This is a genomic window from Streptomyces sp. AMJ-169, assembly GCF_055597585.1.
The window spans coordinates 94126-113265 of sequence record NZ_JBVLTJ010000017.1 but is presented as its reverse complement, the minus strand read 5'-3'; the positions used below and the strand labels follow the sequence as shown (position 1 = coordinate 113265).

Genomic DNA, 19140 nt, shown 5'->3' with positions numbered 1-19140 from the left:
CTCCTGACGCCGAGGTGGGGGGTGTGGCTGCACCCCCCCCCCCCCCCCCCCCCCCCCCCCCCCCCGCGCCGCGAGAACGCCCCTTACGCCCCGCTCCGCTGCCCCGGCAGCGCCGCCCGCGCGGACGCGTACGGATCGCGGCCCGCGTGTTCCAGCGCCGACGCCTGGTGCACCGTCGCCGTGCGCCTCGCCTGGAGCGGAACCGGGGACTCCGGATGGAGGCCCGGCGGCAGGCCCATGGGGGCCGGCGGCTCGCTGTCGATCGGGCGTTCGCCCTGCGGACGGCGGGCCCGGTACGCGGCGCGGTACGCCGCGGGGGACGAGCCGAGCTGGCGGCGGAAGTGCCCGCGCAGCGCCACCGGTGAGCGGAAGCCGCAGCGGCCCGCGACCTCGTCCACCGAGTAGTCCGACGTCTCCAGCAACCGCTGTGCCTGGAGCACCCGTTGGGTGATCAGCCACTGCAGCGGCGCGCTGCCGGTGAGCGAGCGGAAGCGGCGGTCGAAGGTCCGCCGCGACATGTACGCCCGTGCCGCCAGCGTCTCCACGTCGAACTGCTCGTGGAGGTGTTCCAGCGCCCAGGAGACGACCTCGGCCAGCGGGTCGGCCCCGATCTCCTCGGGTAAAGACCTGTCGAGGTAGCGCTCCTGACCGCCCGAGCGGCGCGGCGGGACCACGAGCCTGCGGGCCAGCGCGCCGGCCGCCTCGTTCCCGTGGTCCGTGCGCACGATGTGCAGGCACAGATCGATCCCGGCCGCCGTGCCCGCCGACGTCAGTACGTCGCCGTCGTCGACGAACAGCTCCCGCGGATCGACGTGCACCGACGGATAGCGCTTGGCCAGCGTCGGCGCGTACATCCAGTGGGTCGTCGCCGGCCGGCCGTCCAGCAGTCCGGCGGCGGCGAGGACGAAGGCGCCGGTGCACAGACCGACGATCCTCGCGCCTTCCTCATGCGCGCGGCGCAGTGCGTCGAGCGCTTCTTCCGGTGGTGGTGAGGTGATCGACCGCCAGGCCGGCACGACGACCGTCCCGGCGCGGGATATCGCCTCCAGCCCATGCGGTGCGGTGAGTTCCAGGCCCCCTGTGGTCCGCAGCGGGCCGTCTTCGCCGCCGCACACCAGCAGGCGGTAGCGCGGCACGCCGGCGTCCTGGCGGTCGATGCCGAACACCGACAGCGGGATGGAACTCTCGAAGATGGGGCCGCCGCTGAACAGCAGCACCGCGACGATCTCCTTGCGGCGGCGCCCGGTCAGCTTCCGGGCCGCTGCTTCCGGTGCGGCGGTGGAGTCGTGGCTCATCCTGCTAAGCCCCCCTCGGTGGTCGCGGCTCCTCGGTTGTGTCGCTCCTGCACGTTTCCCCTTGGTCCTGCACGAGTCCCCCGCCGTAGACAGTCAAGATCGAAATCTACTGCGTCGCGCCGTGCCCCGGTGGCCAGTTCTCCACCCGGCACATTGTCGACATGGCAACTTGGCGTGAAGCATTCGATCACGAAGCGTTGCACTAGTGAGTCCTACAGGGAAGTGCGCCTTTGATTAGTGGCTAATCTGCATAGGGTCCGGGGGGTTCCGGAAGGCCCTTTCGTGCAGGTCAGGTGGGGTGAGGGGGGTGAGTTCCGGCGCGGATGCACAGGTGGCGGAAGTTGGCTGAAAAGCGATGTGCCCGTGCGTGAAAACCGGTCAGCCGACCGGTGTGTTTCCCCCACTGTGACGTCCGCCTCGATGCACGCCCGCCGCCGTGCGCGGGGGGCGCCCGCGATGGGGCGTGTGCGGCGTGTGCTCACCGGCGCGCTCCGACTGGCGCAGCAGTACCCGGCAGACCGCCGTCACCGCCGCGAGCCCCAGCGCCGTGCCCGCCGTGCCGGCCAGCGAGGTGCCGTACCAGAGGAGCACCACCGGTACCAGGAGACAGGAGAACGCCGCCCAGCGGATCACCTCGCTCGTGCGGGCGTCCGGCTCTGGAGTGGGGCGGGTGTGCGGCATGGCGTCTCCCTGGCGGCTCGGTCACCGGGTTCAACGCCTGTTCGACCGGTCGGTCACTCGGTCGGTAGGGGGCGCGTCAGTTAATGCTGTGCAAACCGCCTGTACGGGTCAGCAACCATTGCGTAATGCGCGCTCCCTCGTGCATGCTCCCTGGAACCCCCACGGAAGTGGTGCGGTATATGGGCTGAGGAGGCGTGCCGCCGTACCCTTGGGGGTATGGGGTTGGGAAGATGATTCCCGGACTGATTCCAGGACACGTTCCGCTGCCCTATGTCGTCCCTCCCATGACAAGGATCGATACGCCGAGACAGCCATGGCCGGTCACGAATTCTTCGAACCCGAAAGCCGCAAGCGGCCCGTCGCCGATCCCGCGTCGGACGAGCCCCAGGCGGCGCAAGAGCTACGCCCCACCTGCGATCCCGCGTTCAAGCACGGCGTCGTCGTCGGCTTCGACGGCTCCACGTCGAGCGAGCGCGCGCTCGCGTACGCCATCGGCATGGCCCACCGCTCCCGCGCGGGTCTGATCATCGTCCACGTCGCCAACCGGCTGCCCACCACGGTGTGGGCCGGCTGTGAACCACCGGTCTTCGTCGATGTCCCCGACCACCGCACCGAGGTGCTCGGACTCGAACTGGCCTGTGCGGAGTACCTGTCCGAGGTTCCCTGGATCCTCGTCGAGCGCGGCGGGGACATCTGTCACGAACTGGAGGAGGTCGGGCGGGAGTACGAGGCGGACGCCATCGTCGTCGGCTCCACCCACGGGGTCGTCGGGCGGATCTTCGGGTCCGTCGCGGGGCGGCTCGCCAAGCGGGCCCAGCGGCCCGTCGTCGTCATCCCCTAGCCCCTCCGGGTGAACTCCCGGCACCTCAGGCGCAGTTGTGCCGACACTCCCTCAACTGCGCGCTGCCGGCCGGAGAGTTGGGCATCCCCGGCAGCCGAAAAGGGACGGGCCCCGGTGAAAGGTGGCGTCACCGGGGTTCGTTCACGATTGTTTTCGGCCGTCCTACTCCACCGTCACCGACTTCGCCAAGTTGCGCGGCTTGTCGATGTCCCGGCCCAGCGCCTTCGCCGTGTAGTACGCCAGCAGCTGGAGCGGGATGCCCATGAGGATCGGGTCCAGCTCGTCCTCGTTCTTCGGGACGACGATCGTGCGGTCGGCCTTCTCCTGCTCCTGGTGCGCGACGGCGACGATCCGGCCGCTGCGGGCCTTGATCTCCTCCAGGGCCGCGCGGTTCTTCTCCAGCAGATCGTCATTGGGGACGATCGCGACCGTCGGCAGCGCCGGCTCGATGAGCGCCAGCGGCCCGTGCTTCAACTCCGAGGCGGGGTAGGCCTCCGCGTGGATGTAGGAGACCTCCTTCAGCTTCAGCGAGGCCTCGCGGGCCACCGGGTAGCCCCGGACCCGGCCGATGAACAGCATCGAGCGGGCCTCGGCGAGTTCGGCGGCCAGCTTCTCGTACTCCGCCTCGTTCGCCATGATCTCCGCGATCTGGCCGGGCAGCTTGCGCAGGCCCTCGATGATCCGCTTGCCGTCGCGCACCGACAGGTCACGGGTGCGGCCCAGGTGCAGCGCGAGCAGCGCGAACGCGACCGTCGTGTTCGTGAAGCACTTCGTGGAGACGACACAGACCTCGGGACCGGCGTGGACGTAGATCCCGCCGTCCGCCTCACGGGCGATCGCCGAACCCACCACGTTGACGACACCGAGGACCCGCGCGCCCTTGCGCTTCAGCTCCTGGACGGCGGCCAGCACGTCGTACGTCTCGCCCGACTGGGAGACCGCGATGTACAGGGTGTCGGGGTCGACCACCGGGTTGCGGTAGCGGAACTCCGAGGCCGGCTCGGCGTCGGCGGGGATGCGGGCCAGCTCCTCGATCATCTGGGCGCCGATCATGCCCGCGTGGTAGGAGGTGCCGCAGCCGAGGATCTTCACCCGGCGGATCTGCCGGGCCTCGCGCGCGTCCAGGTTCAGCCCGCCGAGGTGGACGGTGGAGAACCGGTCGTCGATCCGGCCGCGCAGCACCCGGTCCACGGCCTCCGCCTGCTCGTGGATCTCCTTGTGCATGTACGTGTCGTGGCCGCCCATGTCGTAGGAGGCGGCCTCCCACTCGACGGTGGTCGGCTCCGACGTCGTCCGCGTGCCCTCGGTCGTGTACGTGCGGAAGTCGTCCGCCTTCAGCGTCGCCATCTCGCCGTCGTCCAGCGTGACGACCTGGCGGGTGTGCGCGACCAGCGCGGCGATGTCCGAGGCGACGAACATCTCCTTCTCGCCGATGCCGAGGACGACCGGGGAGCCGTTGCGGGCGACGACGATCCGGTCGGGGAAGTCGGCGTGCATGACGGCGATGCCGTACGTGCCCTCGACCACCCGCAGCGCGTCGCGGACCTTGTCCTCCAGCTTCTCGGCCTGCGAGCGGCCGATCAGGTGGGTCAGGACCTCGGTGTCGGTCTCGGAGAGGAACTCCACCCCGTCCGCCTCCAGCTTGCGGCGCAGGTCGGTGGCGTTGTCGATGATGCCGTTGTGGACGACGGCGACCTTGCCCGTGCCGTCCAGGTGCGGGTGCGCGTTCACGTCGGAGGGGGCGCCGTGCGTGGCCCAGCGGGTGTGGGCGATACCGGTCGTGCCCTTGAACCGGGCCGGGACCTTCGCCTCCAGGTCACGGACGCGGCCCTTGGCCTTGACCGTCTTCAGGCCCGCCGACTTCGGCGAGGAGACGACGATGCCGGCCGAGTCGTAGCCCCGGTACTCCAGCCGCTGCAAACCCTCCAGGAGGAGGGGGGCGACGTCCCGCTTGCCGATGTATCCGACGATTCCGCACATATGAAAGTTGTTCCTCAGCCGTAGACCATGCGGCGCAGCTGCCGGAGCGACAGCTCCGGCGGGGCGACCGCCCTGTACTTCAGATCCGCCGCGATCCGCTCGAAGATCTCCGCGTTCACCAGACCCTGCGCCTGGAGCTCGCGGTGGCGGCGACGGACGTACCCTTCCGTCGTCTCGTCGAAGTAGGCGAGCACGTCCTGGATCACCCGCAGCGCCTCGCCCCTGTTCAAGGGCGTGGAGCGGGTCAGGTGATCAACGAGTTCGTCGTGCACTCGGTAGATGCTGAGGTACCGGGACCGCTTTCGCAAGAAATCTGCCCGCTATCGGGCAGCGGCCTGTGAAGAAGTCTTGAACCGCTCATGAGCCCCCGTTCGCGATTCGTCCATCCGGCGTCTTGCGCCACGTCGTCCGAAGCGACGAATTTCAGACGTCATGGACACTCCTCGCATGGGCGTACCCGAGCGGCTCGCCGCCCGCATGACGATGGCCGAGCAGCACGAGTACCTGCGCGCCAAGTTCTCCCGCCGGTCGATGATCAGAGGCGGCGCGGTCACCCTCGGCGCCGTCACCGGCGGCGCCTTCGTGCCGGGCGCCGTCGCGCAGGCCGCGACGCCTGTTTCGAAGCCCGCTGCCGAGACTGTCGACGGCTCCCTCGTCGCCCCCTTCGGCCGCCACCTCGCCTACGGCAACGACCCCCGCACGGAGATCAGCGTCTCCTGGCAGGTCCCCGTCGCCGTCAAGAAGCCGTTCATCCGCATCGGCGCCCACCCCTGCGACCTCTCCCGCAAGATCGACGCCGAGGTCCGCACCCTCTTCACCCCGGCCGGCGTCGGCGCCAGCGGCAACCACACGCAGTACTACCTGCACGCCGAGCTGACCCACCTCAAGCCCGGCCGCACCTACTACTACGGCGTCGGCCACGCCGGCTTCGACCCGGCCGAGCCCCATCTCCTGGGCACCCTGGGCACGTTCACCACCGCGCCCGCCCACAAGGAGCCGTTCACCTTCACCGCGTTCGGCGACGAGGGCGTCAGCTACCACGGCCTCGCCAACAACAGCCTCCTGCTCGGCCAGAACCCGGCCTTCCACCTGCACGCCGGCGACATCGCCTACGCCGACCCGGCCGGGCAGGGCAAGACGGCCGACACCGGGTTCGACTCCCGTGTCTGGGACCAGTTCCTCGCCCAGACCGAGTCGGTCGCCAAGTCCGTGCCCTGGATGCCGGCTTACGGCAACCACGACATGGAGGCCTGGTACTCGCCCAACGGCTACGGCGGCGAGGAGGCCCGCTGGAACCTCCCCGACAACGGGCCCGACAAGAAGAACCTCCCGGGCGTCTACACCTTCACCTACGGCAACACCGCCGTCATCTCCCTCGACGCCAACGACATCTCCTTCGAGATCCCGGCCAACCTCGGCATCTCCGGCGGCACCCAGACCAAGTGGCTGGAGGCGCAGCTCAAGAAGTACCGCGCCGCCCACGACATCGACTTCGTCGTCGTCTTCTTCCACCACTGTGCCTACTGCACCTCCACCGCGCACGCCTCCGAGGGCGGGGTCCGGCAGGAGTGGGTGCCGCTGTTCGAGAAGTACACGGTCGACCTGGTCATCAACGGCCACAACCACCAGTACGAGCGCACGGACGTCCTGAAGAACGGCGCGGTCACCAAGAAGCTCCCGATCGGCGGGACCGCGTACCCGGAGACCGAGGGCGTCGTGTACGTCACCGCGGGCGCGGCCGGCCGCAGCCTGTACGCGTTCACCGCGCCGCTGTCCTACGAGGGGCACGAGAACGAGGTCGAGTCGGTGGCCTCCTTCATCAACACCAAGGACGGCAAGGTCAATGAGACCGTCGCCTGGTCGCGGGTGCGCTACCTCGACTACTCGTTCCTGCGGGTCGACGTCGCTCCGGCGGCCAAGGGGCGGACGGCGACGCTGACCGTGCGGGGGATCGCGGAGACCGGTGAGCAGGTGGACCACTTCACGGTGGCGCGGCGCGCGAAGTAGGTGTGGGTACGCCCAGAAGGCAGGGCGTATTACTTCAAGTGGGCTGTCCTCGGGGCTGGTTGGCTTTGAGAGCCTTTCGGGGTTTTCAGAGCCGTCGGAGGACAGCCTGCTTGGCCAGCGCGAACTCCTCGTCCGTCAGCACCCCGTCCCGGTGCAGCTCGCCCAGCTCCCGCAGCCGCCGCAGCAGCGCGTCATGGTCATCTCCCGTGATCCGGGCGGGAGTTACATCCTGAGCAGCCGCTGTCTCCAAGGCGGGCGCGGTCGACGGATGCGGCAGCCGGGCCTGGACGGCCGCCGCCACCAACGCCATCAGCGGGTCTTTCTTGAACCCCCACAGCTCCACCGCGTTGGGGTCGTACTTGGGCGGCGCCTTGGTCGCCGCGCCCCGCACGGTGAACCTCAAGTGCCCGTTCTCCAGGCCGACGCTGGGCTGCCACTCCACGGCGAGGATGTCGGCGACCGCCAAGTGCCGGGTCCCGGCAGCGGACTTGGCCTCCTCGGTCTTCCAGTTCCACTCCAGCCGTACCGTCTCCCCGTCGAACGCGACGCTGCCGTCACCGGCCGACACCGACAGCGGCACGGCGGGCCCCGGCAGCAGGAACGCGTCCACGGGGGCGGCGGAGATCTGGTCCAGGAGCAGGGCGTTGCGGACCTCGTCCACGAAGTACTCGGCGACGCCGTACCGGTCGGACTCGACGGTCAGCTGGTACGGGTCGTGCGGCTCGGCCAGCCGGCCGCCGGTCGCCTGGAGCAGGGGATCGGCCCCGTCCCGCAGCCGTAGCTTCAGCCGCCCGGTCTTCTTCCCCTGCTCGAAGGAGACGCCCGCGAGCGCTTCCAGGGGCACGACGAGCTCGCCCAGCTCCCTGCGGAGCAGCCCGACGTTCTTGTCCCGTCCCGGCGTCAGCCGCAGCCGGTCGCCGTCGAAGATCCAACTGCCGTCCTTCTGGAGGATTTCCGCCATGGCATGATTGTCCACCAGATGGCGACAGGCGCCCCCGAGGACCGTACTCGGGGGCGCCTGTCTTTCTCCGATCAGTACCCCGTGACGGGATTTTCCAGGGTACCGATCAGCTGGAGGGCCCCCGCCGGGTCGGACAGGTCGACCATCTGCTCGTTGTCGCGCAGCTGGAGGCGGTTCAGGCAGGAGCGGGCGAACTCGGGGGCGAACAGGTCGTACTGCCGGAATTTGTCGGCGAGTTCGGGGTGCGCCTCCTGGTAGGCGCGGGTCGTCCCGGCCACCGTGCGCCAGAAGTCGTCCTCCGTGAGGACTCCGGCGGCGGCCAGGTCGGCGGCGAGGAAGCGGAAGAAGCAGTCGTAGACGTCGGTGAAGAGGGACAGGAGTTTCTTGTCCTCGGGGACGTCGACGGCGATCCGGCGGACCTCGGGCGGCAGCACCGCGTCCGGGTCCATGACGGCGATCTCCTCGGCGATGTCCTTGTAGATCGCCCGCTGCACGGCGCCGTCCTTGAGGACGAGGATCGTGTTCTCGCCGTGCGGCATGAAGACGAGGTCGTAGGCGTAGAAGGAGTGCAGGAGCGGCGTGTAGTAGGCGGCGAGGTATTGCTTCAGCCACTCGACGGGTGCCAGGCCCGAGCGCTCGATCAGCGCCGCCGCGAAAGAGTTTCCCTCGTGGTCGGTGTGGATCAGCGAGGCCATCGTCGCCAGTTGCTCGCCCTCCTGGAGGGCGCTCACCGGGCTCTCGCGCCAGAGGGCGGCGAGCATTTTGCGGTACGGGGAGTAGCGGTCGGTGGCGGCCTCGTACTCCAGGTGGCGGTAGCCGACGGCGGCGCGCTCGCGGATGATCGACAGGCCCGCGTCCTTCAACACCGGGTCGTTCTTGATCAGTTGGGCGAGCCAGTCGTTGATGGCCGGGGTCGCCTCCATGTACGCCGCCGAAAGGCCGCGCATAAAGCCCATGTTGATGACCGAGAGGGCCGTTTTGACGTAGTGCTTCTCAGGGTTGGAGCTGTTGAAGAAGGTGCGGATGGACTGCTGGGCCAGGTACTCGTCGTCGCCCTCGCCCAGGCAGATCAGCGTGCCGCGCGCGACCTCCGCCGCGAACGTCACCGTCAGTTTGTTCCACCACTGCCAGGGGTGGACGGGGATGAACAGGAACTCGGCGGGGTCCTGGCCGAGTTGGTGGAGCGTGCTGTTGAAGCGGCTGACCGTCTCCGCGCCCAACTCCTCGCGCAGGAAGCCCTCGTACTCGATGCCGGCGCCGGCCGTGAAGGCGGCGCGGGAGCGGTGGGCGGCGAGCCAGATCAGCCGGACCGGGGCGGCCGTCTCCGGGGCGTAGGCGAGGTATTCGTGGACGCCGAAGCCGAGGCGGCCGTTGTTGGCGACGAAGCAGGGGTGGCCCTCGGTCATGCCGGTCTCGATCGCCTGGAAGCCGCTGTCGATCAGCTCGGCCACCGGGAGCTGCGGTTTGGTGAGCTTGTAGCAGGTGCCGGAGAGGGTGGAGGAGATCTCCTCCAGGTAGACCGGGAGGATCTTGTCGCTGAGGCCGAGGGTGTCCTTGAACTCGATGAAGAAGTCCAGGGCGGCCAGGGGGAGTTCGGCGCCTTCGCGGTGGCGGGTGATCGAGCCGGCGGCGACCTGCCAGTGGTCGAGGGCGCGGCGGATGGCGGTGAAGCGGTACGTGGTCCGGCCGTCGTCGCTGTGGACGACATAACTCCCGTTGTCCTCCTCGGGGTTGAGGATCAGCTCGTGGGAGAACTCGGCGAGCGCCTTGCGGATCAGCTGGCGGTTGGCCGTGGCCCAGCGCTCGGGGGAGAGGTGGGCGACGGAGTCGGCGGGGGTCATGCGGTCACCGCCATGCCGTGCTTCCGGGTGAACTGCTCCCGGGTGCAGAAACTCAGCAATGCTCTCTTCTCCGGCTTCTGGATCTCGCGGGCGGGGACGAAACCGACGGCTTCGTTCAGGGCGTGGACTGCTTTGTTGCTGATGTCGGGTTCCACGACGACCCGTTGGACGGCGGGGTCGGCGAAGAGGCGGGCCATGACGGCGGTGATGACGGCTCGGGTGAAGCCGTGCACCGGGTGGTCCGTCGCCGGGGTGAGGAAGTGCATGCCGACGTCGCCGGGCAACGGCTCGTAGAGGCCCACGAGTTCGCGGTGCGCGGGGTCGTAGTGCTCCATGAGGAACGCCGGTTCGCCGTCGCGCAGTCCGAGGAGCGCGTGCCAGTGGTCGTCGGCCGCGATCTCCATGTAGGCGCGTTCGACGTCCTCCAGCCGGGCGTCCCGCATCAGCCAGAACGCCGCTTTGGGGTGAGTGACCCAGGAATGGACCAACTCCGAGTCTTTCAAGGGGTCCAGGGGCCGGAAAGAGAGGTTCATACCGCGAACTCCTGGAACGCGATGCTCTTCTCCACCGGGTAGTGCTCCCGGCCCAGCAGCTCCGCGATGATGCTGCTGTTGCGGTAGGCGCCCATCCCGAGGTCGGGGGAGGTGACGCTGTGCGTGTGGACGCCCGCGTTCTGGAGGAAGACGCCCCGGCCGGTGGTGTCGATCGCGTAGTTGCGGGCGATGTCGAAGTTGCCGTGCGTGTCGTAGACGAGGCGGTCGCGGACGGGGGCGAGGAACTCCGGCTCGGTGTAGGCGTATCCGGTGGCGAGGACGAGGCCCTCCGAGGTCAGCTCGAAGTCCTTCTCCTGCTCCTCCTGGCGGAAGGTGAGGGTGTAGCCGCCGCTGTCGTAACTCGCTTTGGTGAGCGCGGAGTTGGTGAGGAGGCGGGTGGGGACCGGGCCGGTGAGGTTCTTCCGGTAGAGCAGGTCGAAGATGTCGTCGACGAGGGCGCCGTCGATGCCCTTGAACAGGCCCTTCTGTCCGCCGGCGAGGCGGTAGCGGGTGGACTCGGGGAGGGCGCGGAAGTAGTCGATGTACTCCGGGGACGTCATCTCCAGCGTCAGCTTGGTGTACTCCAGCGGGAAGAACCGGGGGGAGCGCGTGACCCAGTTGAGGCGGTAGCCGTGTACGTCGATCTCGCCGAGGAGGTCGTGGTAGATCTCCGCCGCCGACTGGCCCGAGCCGATCAGCGTGATCGACTCCTTCTTCACCAGCTCCGAACGGCGGCTCATATAGCGGGAGTTGTGGATGAAGTCGCCGCCGAGTCCCTGGACGGCCGGCGGGTGGTGGGGCTGGGTGCCGGTGCCGAGGACGAGTCTGCGGGTGCGGTAGACGTCGCCGGCGGTGGTGCGGACGTCGTAGAACTCGCCGTCGTGGGTGACCTGTCGGACGGTCGTCGAGAAGCGGACGCTGCTCAGCCGGTGGGCGGCCCAGCGGCAGTAGTCGTCGTACTCGACCCGCAGCGGGTAGAAGTTCTCGCGGATGTAGAACGGGTACAGACGGCCTTTCTCCTTCAGGTAGTTGAGGAAGGAGTAGGGCGAGGTGGGGTCGGCGAGGGTGACCAGGTCGGACAGGAACGGGGTCTGGAGGTGGGCGCCGTCGAGGAACATGCCCGGGTGCCAGCTGAAGTCGGGCTTCGACTCCAGGAAGACGCCGCGCAGTTCGGCGATCGGCTCGGTCAGGCAGGCGAGGCCGAGGTTGAAGGGGCCGAGGCCGATCCCGACGAAGTCGTAGGTCTCTGTGCGGTCAGGACGCGCGGTCAAGGGACTCTCCCAGGTACTGCTCGGCGTGGCCGGCGATCAGGTCGAGGACGGCCGTGATGTCGCCGGCCGTGGTCTCGGGGTTGAGCAGGGTGAACTTCAGGTAGTGCCGGGCGCCGACCTTGGTGCCCGCGACGACGGCGGCGCCGGAGGCGAACAGGGCCTTGCGGGCGTACAGGTTGGCGCGGTCGGTCTCCGCCGGGTCGGTGACGCGGGCGGGGATGTAGCGGAACACCAGCGTGGACAGCGACGGTTCGACGACGACGTCGAACCTCGGGTCGGCGGCCAGGAGTTGCCAGCCCTGCACGGCCAAGTCGCATACCTCGTCGAAGAGTTGGCCGATGCCGCCGGCGCCCATCGTGCGCAGCGTCATCCACAGCTTGAGCGCGTCGAAGCGGCGGGTGGTCTGGAGGGACTTGTCGACCTGGTTGGGGATGCGCTCCTGCACCATGCGGCGCGGGTTCAGGTACTCGGCGTGGTAGGTCGCGTGCCGCAGCGTGGCCGCGTCGCGGACCAGCACGGCGGACGAACTCACCGGCTGGAAGAAGGACTTGTGGTAGTCGACGGTGACGGAGTCGGCGCGCTCGATGCCGGCGATCCGGTCGCGGTACTTGACGCTGGCGAGCAGCCCGCAGCCGTACGCGGCGTCCACGTGCAGCCAACTCCCGTACTGCGCGCAGAGTCCGGCGATCTCCGGGAGCGGGTCGATGGAGCCGAAGTCGGTGGTGCCGGCGGTGGCGACGACCGCCATCGGGGTCAGCCCGGCCGCCCGGCAGCGCTCCAGCTCGCGGGCGAGGGCGACCGTCTGCATCCGCTTGTCGTGGTCGACGGGGAGGGAGACGACCGCTTCGGGGCCGAGACCGAGCAGTTTCGCGGACTTCTTCACGCTGAAGTGGCTGGCCTCGGAGGCGAACACGCGCAGGGTGCTCAGGTTCTCGCTCTTGGCCTCCTCGCGGGCCAGCAGCAGCGCCTGGAGGTTGGACTGGGTGCCGCCGGAGGTGAACACCCCGTCGGCGCGCGGGCCGAGGCCGATGCGGTCGGTCGTCCAGTCGATCAGTTTCCGCTCGATGAGCGTGCCGCCGGCCGACTGGTCCCAGGTGTCCAGCGAGGAGTTGACGGCCGTGAGGACCGCCTCGCCGAGCACCGCCGGTATGACGACGGGGCAGTTGAGGTGGGCGAGGTAGCGCGGGTGGTGGAAGTAGACGGCGTCCCGGAGGTAGACGTCCTCCAGTTCGTCGAGCACCGCGGTGGTGTCGTGCAGGGGCTTGTCGAGGTCGATGCCGTCGATCAGGGGGGCGAGGGCGTCGACCGTGACGCCGGTGAACGGCCGGTCGGTGGTGGCGAGCCGGGCGGCCACCCGCGCTACTCCGGCGGTCACGGAGCGGCGGTACTGCTCCGCGGTCGTGTCGTTGAGCAGATGCGAGCGCATGGTGGGGTCCTCCGGGGGGAAGATGATCGAACTTAGGTAAGCCTAACCTAACTTCACCGTCCGAAATTCTGGGCCTGCCGTGAGCGTGATCACGTTTTTCCCGGAGTTTATGAACGGGCTGTCATTCGCCTGAGGCGCGCAGCTCTTCCTCCGACATTCCCTGCCGCCAATAACCGACAAAAGTGATGCGTCGCCGGTCGAACCCGCGCTCCTGGACGAAATGCCGCCGCAGCGCCTTCACCGATCCGGATTCCCCGGCGATCCAGACATAAGGAAGCTCCGCGGGCGGGAGCTGGGCCGCGCGGAGCGTTTCGAGAGAGCTTTCGCCGACGATCCAGTTGATCTCGGTACCGGCCGGCGCGGCGAGGTCCACGACGTCCGAGGCGGCGCCGATCTCGATCCAGACCCGCGTGGTCTGCCGCGGCGGAAGGGCTTCGAGCACGGCCGCGATGGCCGGCAGCGCGGTCGCGTCACCCCACAGGACGACGAGGTCGGCGTCGTCGGGCCGCCGGAACCGGATCGCCCGGTTGTCGGCGACGGCGGGACCGAGCAGCACCACCCGGTCCCCGGCCGCCGCCCGCTCGGCCCACCCGGACGCGGGCCCGGCCGGCCGGTGCAGCACGAAGTCGATGTCGATCTCATCGGGGTCCCGGCGCAGCGCGCGCAGGGTGTACGAGCGCATCACGGCCCGTGCGTCATCGGGGAGTTCACGCCAGCCCTGCCACCAGCCGTCGCCCAATTCGACGGGGACTTGGGGCGCGCTCTGTCCGGGATGCGGGACGAAGAGCGAGAGGGACTGGTCGTGGCCGAGAGAAAGGAAATGCTGAAGTTCTTCTCCGCCGAAAGTGACACGGACCAGCGACGGAGAAATCCGCCGAGTCCGCGTGACGTGAAGGGAGAAGAAACGAAACGGGGACTCGACGGCGGTCGGCATAAGGGAATTGACTCCTCCTGCGGATTCAACGGATCGGTCAGGTGACCTTCTTGGCCTTCTCGATGGCCTCGGCGAGCGACTCCAGCAGCGGCGCGCACTTGGCGTACGACAGGATCGGCTCGGGGGAGCGGGAGATGACCTGGCCGGCCTTGACCGCGGGGAGCTTCTTCCAGGTGGCCTCGGTGATCGCGGCGGGCTGGATGGCCGAGGTGCGGTCGTCCATGATGATGACGTCCGCCGGGTACTTGTCGACGTTCTCCCAGCTGAGCGGCTCGAACCAGCCGCCGCTCGCCTTCAGGACCGCGGCCGGGGGCTCGACGAAGTTCACGCCGAGCGCCTTGAAGTACTCCAGGTCGACGGAGAGGTCGGAGCCGGAGACGTAGAACAGCTGCTCGCTCGCCGAACCGGCGAGGACCTTGATCTCGGGCTTGGCCTTGGCGGCGGCGCGCAGCCGGGTCGCGGCGGTCTCGAAGCGCCGCTTCGCCTCGGTCACCTTCGTCGCGGTCATGTCCGCGCCCAGCGACTCGGCCAGCTCCCACATCCGCTGGAGCGGCGCGGTCAGCTGGCGGTCGTAGACGGAGATGCCCACGCTGGGCGCCAGCTTGGCGATCTTGTCCTTGGACGCCTGGGGGACGTACCAGAGGGTGCCGGCGCTGTCGAACATGGTCGTGATGAGGACGTCCGGGGCGAGGGCCGCGTACTTCTCGACGTTGAACTCGTCCCAGACGTTGCCAAGGACGGTCAGCTTCGAGACGTCCATGTCGCCGGCCTGGACGTCGGCGGTGCCGTCGCTCTTCTTGGTCGGGCCGAAGACGCCCTTCACCTCGATGCCGTAGTCGTACAGCGCGGCGCCGGCGCCCGTGAAGGCGACGATGGTCGCGGGGATCTTGTCGAGCCGCACGGTCGTGCCGCGGTCGTCCTTGAACGTCCAGGGGCCCGACTTGGCGGCCGACGCGCTCGCCGAGGCGTCCGGGCCACTGCTTTTCGCGTCGCCGTCCCCGCAGGCCGCGAGGACGGCACCGAGGCCGAGGGCGCCGCCGGCGGCGAGGACGCCCCGGCGGGTGAGGTGGGTGGCTCTGGCGTTGGGCATCAGGTAAGGGCTGCTTTCGGACGTGCGGAACTCCGCCGGACGGAACGAAAGGTAGGTTAGCCTAACCTCAGTAGATGTCCAGGGGGCAGGTTCCTTGGAACGAAAGCCGTGAAGGCCCTGTGGGGCTTGGAATGTCAGCCCGCGATCCCCAACTCCCTTGCGATCAGCATCCGCTGGACCTCGCTGGTGCCCTCGCCGATCTCCAGGATCTTCGAGTCCCGCCACATCCGGGCCACCGGATACTCGTTCATGAAGCCGTAGCCGCCGTGGATCTGCGTCGCGTCCCGCGCGTTGTCCACCGCGACCGTCGACGAGTACAGCTTCGCCAGCGCCGCCTCCTTCTTGAACGGCTCACCGGCCACCAGCCGGGCCGCCGCGTCCCGCCAGGACAGCCGCGCGGTGTGGGCCCGCATCTCCATGTCCGCGATCTTGAACTGGATCGCCTGGTTCGCCGCGATCGGCCGCCCGAACGCCTCGCGCTCCTTGGCGTACTTGACCGACTCGTCCACACAGCCCTGCGCGAGCCCCGTCGCCAGCGCGGCGATCGCGATCCGGCCCTCGTCCAGGATGCGCAGGAACTGCGCGTAGCCCCGGCCCAGTTCGCCCAGCAGGTTCGCCGCCGGCACCCGCACGTCCTGGAACGACAGCTCGCGGGTGTCCGAGGCGTTCCAGCCGACCTTCGAGTAAGGGGCGCCGACCGTGAAGCCCGGGGTGCCGGACGGGACGATGATCGAGGAGATCAGCGGCTTGCCGTCGGGCTTGCGGCCGGTGACCGCCGTGACCGTCACCAACGCCGTGATGTCCGTACCGGAGTTGGTGATGAAGCACTTCGTGCCGTTGATCACCCACTCGTCCGTCTCCGGGTCGAGGCGGGCCGTCGTGCGCGTCGCGCCCGCGTCGCTGCCGCCGCCCGGCTCGGTCAGGCCGAACGCGCCCAGGATCTCGCCCGCGCACAGGCGGGGCAGCCACTCCTGCTTCTGCGCGGCGGTGCCGAAGAGGTGGATCGGCATCGCGCCCAGGGAGACGCCCGCCTCCAGGGTGATCGCCACCGACGAGTCCACGCGGGCCAGCTCCTCCAGGGCGACGCCCAGGGCGAAGTAGTCGCCGCCCATGCCGCCGTACTCCTCCGGGAACGGCAGGCCGAACAGGCCCATGCGGGCCATCTCGCGGACGATCTCGTAGGGGAACTCGTGGTGCTCGTAGAAGTCGCCGATCTTCGGGGCGACCACGTCGTGCGCGAACTGCTCGACCGTGCGCCGCAGTTCGTCGAGTTCGGGGGAGAGGCGGTGGTCCATCACAGGTCCTTCCGGTCCGGGTGGTCCTTGGAGTCCTCGTCTTTGTGAGAGAGGGCTCGGACGGTGCGGGACGGACTCGGCCGGCCCAGGTGACCGGCCATCCACGCGCTCGTGGCGACGAGACGGCCCAGGTCGACGCCGGTCTCGATGCCGAGGCCGGTGAGCATCCACACGAGGTCTTCGGTGGCGAGATTCCCGGTGGCGGACTTCGCGAACGGGCAGCCGCCGAGGCCGCCGGCGGAGGCGTCGACCGTGGTGACGCCGTGCTGGAGCGCGGCCAGGGTGTTCGCGAGGGCCTGGCCGTAGGTGTCGTGGAAGTGGACGCCCAGCGCGGAGGTGGGGACACCGGCTTCGTTGAGGTTGTTCAGGAGGGCCGAGACGTGCCCTGGGGTGCCGGTGCCGATCGTGTCCCCGAGGCTCAGCTCGTCGCACCCCATGTCGTACAGGGCCTTGCTGACGCGGACGACCTGGTGGACCGGGACCGGGCCCTCCCAGGGGTCGCCGAAGCACATCGAGAGGTAGCCGCGGACATGGGCCTTGTGTTCCTTCGCCGTCGCGACGACCGGTTCGAACATGGCCAGCGCCTCGTCCACCGTGCGGTTGAGGTTGGCCTTCGCGAAGGACTCGGTGGCGGACGCGAAGACGGCGATCCTGGTCGCGCCGAGGGCCAAGGCGCGGTCCAGGCCACGGGAGTTGGGGACGAGGACCGGGAGGTGTGTGGCCTTCAGGTCGGCGAGCTGGGGGAACAGGGCTTCCGCGTCGGCGAGTTGGGGGACCCGGTCGGGGCGGACGAAGCTCGTCGCCTCGATCGTCGTCAGGCCCGCGGCGGCCAGGCGGTGGATGAACTCCGCCTTCACGGCGGTCGGGACGGCCGTCTTCTCGTTCTGGAGGCCGTCCCGGGCGCCCACTTCGTGGATGCGGACGCGGGCGGGGAGGTCTTGGACGGCGACGGTCATGGGGAGCGCGGGGTCAGGCATTCGGGGCCTCCTCGCGGGGGGTGGCCGTCTCGCGCGGGGCGTTCTCGCGTGGGGCGTCTTCATGGGGGGTGTCTTCGCGCGGGGCGTCTTCCTTGGGGGTCACGACGGCCAGGACCTGGTCCATCGTCACGGCCGTCCCCGGGGTCACGTCCAGCTCGGTGACCGTCCCCGCGTGCGGGGCCGCGATGACGTGCTCCATCTTCATCGCCTCCACCACCAACAGGCTCTGCCCGGCGGTGACTTCGTCGCCGACGGCCACCTTGACGACCGTCACCGTCCCCGGCATCGGCGCGGTCAGCGCGTCCGCGCCCGCGCGGTCGGTGGCCGTGAGGGAGGCGGTCACCGGATCGTGGTCGCGCACCTGCCAGGCGTCGCCGTCGCGGCCCAGCCAGTCCGCCGCGCGGTGGAAGGTGTGGCGGACGCCGTCCAGGGTGACGGAGACCTCGCCGGCGGTGACCGTATGGGCGCCGCGCGGGACGTACTCCCGGGGCTCGTGCACCCTCAGCTGGAATGAGACCGGCTTCGCCGCCCCGCCCAGCCGCCAGCCGCTGGGCACCGAGAACGGGTCCACCCACCCCTCCTTGGCGGGCCGCAGCGCCTCCATGCGTACGGCGGCCGCGGCCTCGTACACCTCCTCCGGGACCTCCGCCGGCACCAGGTCGTCCATCACGCGCTCGACCAGGCCTGTGTCCAGCTCGCCCGCCACGACCGCCGGGTGGGCCAGCAGGCGGCGCAGGAAGCCGGCGTTGGTGGGGACGCCCAGGGTGACCGTGGCGGCGAGGGCCGCGCGGAGCTTGCGCAGGGCGGTCGCGCGGTCGGGGCCGTAGGCGATGACCTTGGCGAGCATCGGGTCGTACAGGCTGCTCACCTCGGTGCCCTCGCTGAGGCCCGAGTCGGTGCGGACGCCGTCGCCCTGGGGTTCGGCGAGCTTCAGGACGCTGCCGCCGGAGGGGAGGAAGCCCCGGGCGCCCTCCTTGACCGAGACGGTCTCTGCGCAGACGCGGGCCTCCACGGCGTGGCCGGTGAGGGTGATGTCCTGCTGCCCGAAGGGCAGTCGCTCGCCGGCCGCGACCCTCAGCTGCCACTCGACCAGGTCGATGCCGGTGACGAGTTCGGTGACCGGGTGTTCCACCTGGAGGCGGGTGTTCATCTCCATGAAGCAGTACTGGGAGGGGTCTTCGCCCGGGACGATGAACTCGACCGTCCCCGCGCCCCGGTACCCGCAGGAGCGCGCCGCCTGGACGGCCGCCTCGCCCATCGCGGCCCGTGTCCCGTCGTCCAGGAGGACGCTGGGGGCCTCCTCGATCACCTTCTGGTGCCGCCGCTGGAGGGAGCACTCGCGCTCGCCGAGGTGGACGACGTTGCCGTGCGCGTCGGCCAGGACCTGGATCTCGATGTGGCGGGGGCCGTCGACCCAGCGTTCGACCAGGAGCGTGTCGTCGCCGAAGGAGGCGCGGGCCTCGCGGCGGGCGGCGGCGATCTCGTCGTCCAGGAGGGTCAGGTCGCGCACCAGGCGCATGCCCTTGCCGCCGCCGCCCGCGCTGGGCTTCAGCAGCACCGGGGCGCCCAACGCGCGGGCGGCCTCGGCGAGTTCGGGGTCACGGCCGCCGGGGACGACGGGCACCCCGGCCGCCTCGACGGTCTCCTTCGCGCGGATCTTGTCGCCCATCAGCGCGATGGCCTCGGCCGGCGGCCCGATGAACACCAGCCCGGCGTCCGCGCAGGCCCGCGCGAACCCCGCGTTCTCCGCGAGGAACCCGTACCCCGGGTGAACGGCCTGCGCCCCCGTCCGCGCGGCGGCCTCCAGAATCCGCTCGACCTGGAGATAGCTCTCCGCCGCGGCCGGGGGGCCGATGCGTACGGCGGTGTCGGCCTCGCGGACATGGCGGGCGTCGGCGTCGGCGTCCGAGTACACCGCCACCGAACGCACGCCCAGCGCGCGCAGGGTGCGGATCACGCGGACGGCGATCTCGCCCCGGTTGGCGACCAGTGCGGTGTCGAACATGGT

Annotated in this window: 16 protein-coding genes; 2 read left to right on the top strand and 14 right to left on the bottom strand. The window is 69.7% G+C overall.

Annotation, left to right across the window (positions count from 1 at the left end):
- Nucleotides 1-83: 83 nt before the first annotated feature.
- The gene (locus tag ACYUD3_RS33080) at nucleotides 84-1295 is read right to left on the bottom strand and encodes a helix-turn-helix domain-containing protein (protein ID WP_470978257.1); all 1212 of its coding nucleotides are present in this window, start codon (nucleotides 1293-1295) and stop codon (nucleotides 84-86) included.
- A gap of 378 nt (nucleotides 1296-1673) precedes the next feature.
- Nucleotides 1674-1976: a hypothetical protein gene (locus tag ACYUD3_RS33075; protein ID WP_470978254.1), complete on the bottom strand. Its 303-nt coding sequence runs from the start codon at nucleotides 1974-1976 to the stop codon at nucleotides 1674-1676.
- Between the two features lie 313 nt (nucleotides 1977-2289).
- Here ACYUD3_RS33075 and ACYUD3_RS33070 point away from each other — a divergent pair, with 313 nt between their 5' ends.
- Nucleotides 2290-2817 carry a universal stress protein gene (locus ACYUD3_RS33070; protein WP_470978251.1) on the top strand — a complete coding sequence of 176 codons (528 nt, stop codon included), beginning with the start codon at nucleotides 2290-2292 and terminating at the stop codon, nucleotides 2815-2817.
- Nucleotides 2818-2979: 162 nt separating this feature from the next.
- Here ACYUD3_RS33070 and glmS read toward each other — a convergent pair whose 3' ends face one another.
- On the bottom strand, nucleotides 2980-4797 hold the full coding sequence (gene glmS, locus ACYUD3_RS33065; RefSeq protein ID WP_470978248.1) for a glutamine--fructose-6-phosphate transaminase (isomerizing): 1818 nt from the start codon (nucleotides 4795-4797) through the stop codon (nucleotides 2980-2982).
- A 14-nt stretch (nucleotides 4798-4811) separates the two neighbouring features.
- A complete protein-coding gene (locus ACYUD3_RS33060; protein ID WP_470978245.1) occupies nucleotides 4812-5069 on the bottom strand; it encodes a hypothetical protein in 258 nt (85 codons plus the stop codon).
- Nucleotides 5070-5244: 175 nt separating this feature from the next.
- Here ACYUD3_RS33060 and ACYUD3_RS33055 point away from each other — a divergent pair, with 175 nt between their 5' ends.
- Nucleotides 5245-6804 carry a purple acid phosphatase family protein gene (locus ACYUD3_RS33055; RefSeq protein ID WP_470978242.1) on the top strand — a complete coding sequence of 520 codons (1560 nt, stop codon included), beginning with the start codon at nucleotides 5245-5247 and terminating at the stop codon, nucleotides 6802-6804.
- Between the two features lie 85 nt (nucleotides 6805-6889).
- Here ACYUD3_RS33055 and ACYUD3_RS33050 read toward each other — a convergent pair whose 3' ends face one another.
- The 10 genes from ACYUD3_RS33050 to ACYUD3_RS33005 all read right to left on the bottom strand — a co-directional run bounded on the left by ACYUD3_RS33050 (nucleotide 6890) and on the right by ACYUD3_RS33005 (nucleotide 19137).
- Entirely contained in the window at nucleotides 6890-7765 is an 876-nt protein-coding gene (locus ACYUD3_RS33050) for a DUF4429 domain-containing protein (RefSeq protein WP_470978239.1), read from the bottom strand.
- A 71-nt stretch (nucleotides 7766-7836) separates the two neighbouring features.
- Nucleotides 7837-9606 carry an IucA/IucC family protein gene (locus ACYUD3_RS33045; RefSeq protein ID WP_470978236.1) on the bottom strand — a complete coding sequence of 590 codons (1770 nt, stop codon included), beginning with the start codon at nucleotides 9604-9606 and terminating at the stop codon, nucleotides 7837-7839.
- On the bottom strand, nucleotides 9603-10139 hold the full coding sequence (locus ACYUD3_RS33040; protein WP_470978233.1) for a GNAT family N-acetyltransferase: 537 nt from the start codon (nucleotides 10137-10139) through the stop codon (nucleotides 9603-9605). Before ACYUD3_RS33040 ends, ACYUD3_RS33045 begins: the two co-directional genes overlap by 4 nt.
- Nucleotides 10136-11410, bottom strand: coding sequence for a lysine N(6)-hydroxylase/L-ornithine N(5)-oxygenase family protein (locus ACYUD3_RS33035; RefSeq protein WP_470978230.1), 1275 nt, complete (start codon nucleotides 11408-11410; stop codon nucleotides 10136-10138). The genes ACYUD3_RS33040 and ACYUD3_RS33035 overlap by 4 nt, the downstream gene beginning before the upstream one ends.
- Entirely contained in the window at nucleotides 11394-12836 is a 1443-nt protein-coding gene (desA, locus tag ACYUD3_RS33030; RefSeq protein ID WP_470978227.1) for a lysine decarboxylase DesA, read from the bottom strand. Before desA ends, ACYUD3_RS33035 begins: the two co-directional genes overlap by 17 nt.
- Before the next feature lie 121 nt (nucleotides 12837-12957).
- Nucleotides 12958-13770 (bottom strand): siderophore-interacting protein, encoded by an 813-nt coding sequence (locus tag ACYUD3_RS33025; protein ID WP_470978224.1) that lies wholly within the window; start codon nucleotides 13768-13770, stop codon nucleotides 12958-12960.
- A 37-nt stretch (nucleotides 13771-13807) separates the two neighbouring features.
- Complete coding sequence (locus ACYUD3_RS33020; protein ID WP_470978222.1) at nucleotides 13808-14860, bottom strand: ABC transporter substrate-binding protein; 1053 nt, start codon at nucleotides 14858-14860, stop codon at nucleotides 13808-13810.
- 134 nt (nucleotides 14861-14994) lie between these two features.
- Nucleotides 14995-16155: an acyl-CoA dehydrogenase family protein gene (locus ACYUD3_RS33015; RefSeq protein WP_470978219.1), complete on the bottom strand. Its 1161-nt coding sequence runs from the start codon at nucleotides 16153-16155 to the stop codon at nucleotides 14995-14997.
- Nucleotides 16155-17132, bottom strand: coding sequence for a hydroxymethylglutaryl-CoA lyase (locus ACYUD3_RS33010; protein WP_470978216.1), 978 nt, complete (start codon nucleotides 17130-17132; stop codon nucleotides 16155-16157). Before ACYUD3_RS33010 ends, ACYUD3_RS33015 begins: the two co-directional genes overlap by 1 nt.
- Nucleotides 17125-19137 (bottom strand): acetyl/propionyl/methylcrotonyl-CoA carboxylase subunit alpha, encoded by a 2013-nt coding sequence (locus tag ACYUD3_RS33005; protein ID WP_470978213.1) that lies wholly within the window; start codon nucleotides 19135-19137, stop codon nucleotides 17125-17127. Before ACYUD3_RS33005 ends, ACYUD3_RS33010 begins: the two co-directional genes overlap by 8 nt.
- Nucleotides 19138-19140: the final 3 nt, after the last annotated feature.

Bases quoted from the DNA above. Each gene is read 5' to 3' on its own strand.
- ACYUD3_RS33040 (WP_470978233.1), bottom strand. From the start codon at position 10,139: ATGAACCTCTCTTTCCGGCCCCTGGACCCCTTGAAAGACTCGGAGTTG.
- ACYUD3_RS33055 (WP_470978242.1), top strand. From the start codon at position 5,245: ATGGGCGTACCCGAGCGGCTCGCCGCCCGCATGACGATGGCCGAGCAG.
- ACYUD3_RS33015 (WP_470978219.1), bottom strand. From the start codon at position 16,155: ATGGACCACCGCCTCTCCCCCGAACTCGACGAACTGCGGCGCACGGTC.
- ACYUD3_RS33020 (WP_470978222.1), bottom strand. From the start codon at position 14,860: ATGCCCAACGCCAGAGCCACCCACCTCACCCGCCGGGGCGTCCTCGCC.
- ACYUD3_RS33005 (WP_470978213.1), bottom strand. From the start codon at position 19,137: ATGTTCGACACCGCACTGGTCGCCAACCGGGGCGAGATCGCCGTCCGC.
- ACYUD3_RS33025 (WP_470978224.1), bottom strand. From the start codon at position 13,770: ATGCCGACCGCCGTCGAGTCCCCGTTTCGTTTCTTCTCCCTTCACGTC.
- ACYUD3_RS33080 (WP_470978257.1), bottom strand. From the start codon at position 1,295: ATGAGCCACGACTCCACCGCCGCACCGGAAGCAGCGGCCCGGAAGCTG.
- ACYUD3_RS33075 (WP_470978254.1), bottom strand. From the start codon at position 1,976: ATGCCGCACACCCGCCCCACTCCAGAGCCGGACGCCCGCACGAGCGAG.
- ACYUD3_RS33010 (WP_470978216.1), bottom strand. From the start codon at position 17,132: ATGCCTGACCCCGCGCTCCCCATGACCGTCGCCGTCCAAGACCTCCCC.
- ACYUD3_RS33070 (WP_470978251.1), top strand. From the start codon at position 2,290: ATGGCCGGTCACGAATTCTTCGAACCCGAAAGCCGCAAGCGGCCCGTC.
- ACYUD3_RS33045 (WP_470978236.1), bottom strand. From the start codon at position 9,606: ATGACCCCCGCCGACTCCGTCGCCCACCTCTCCCCCGAGCGCTGGGCC.
- desA (WP_470978227.1), bottom strand. From the start codon at position 12,836: ATGCGCTCGCATCTGCTCAACGACACGACCGCGGAGCAGTACCGCCGC.
- ACYUD3_RS33050 (WP_470978239.1), bottom strand. From the start codon at position 7,765: ATGGCGGAAATCCTCCAGAAGGACGGCAGTTGGATCTTCGACGGCGAC.
- glmS (WP_470978248.1), bottom strand. From the start codon at position 4,797: ATGTGCGGAATCGTCGGATACATCGGCAAGCGGGACGTCGCCCCCCTC.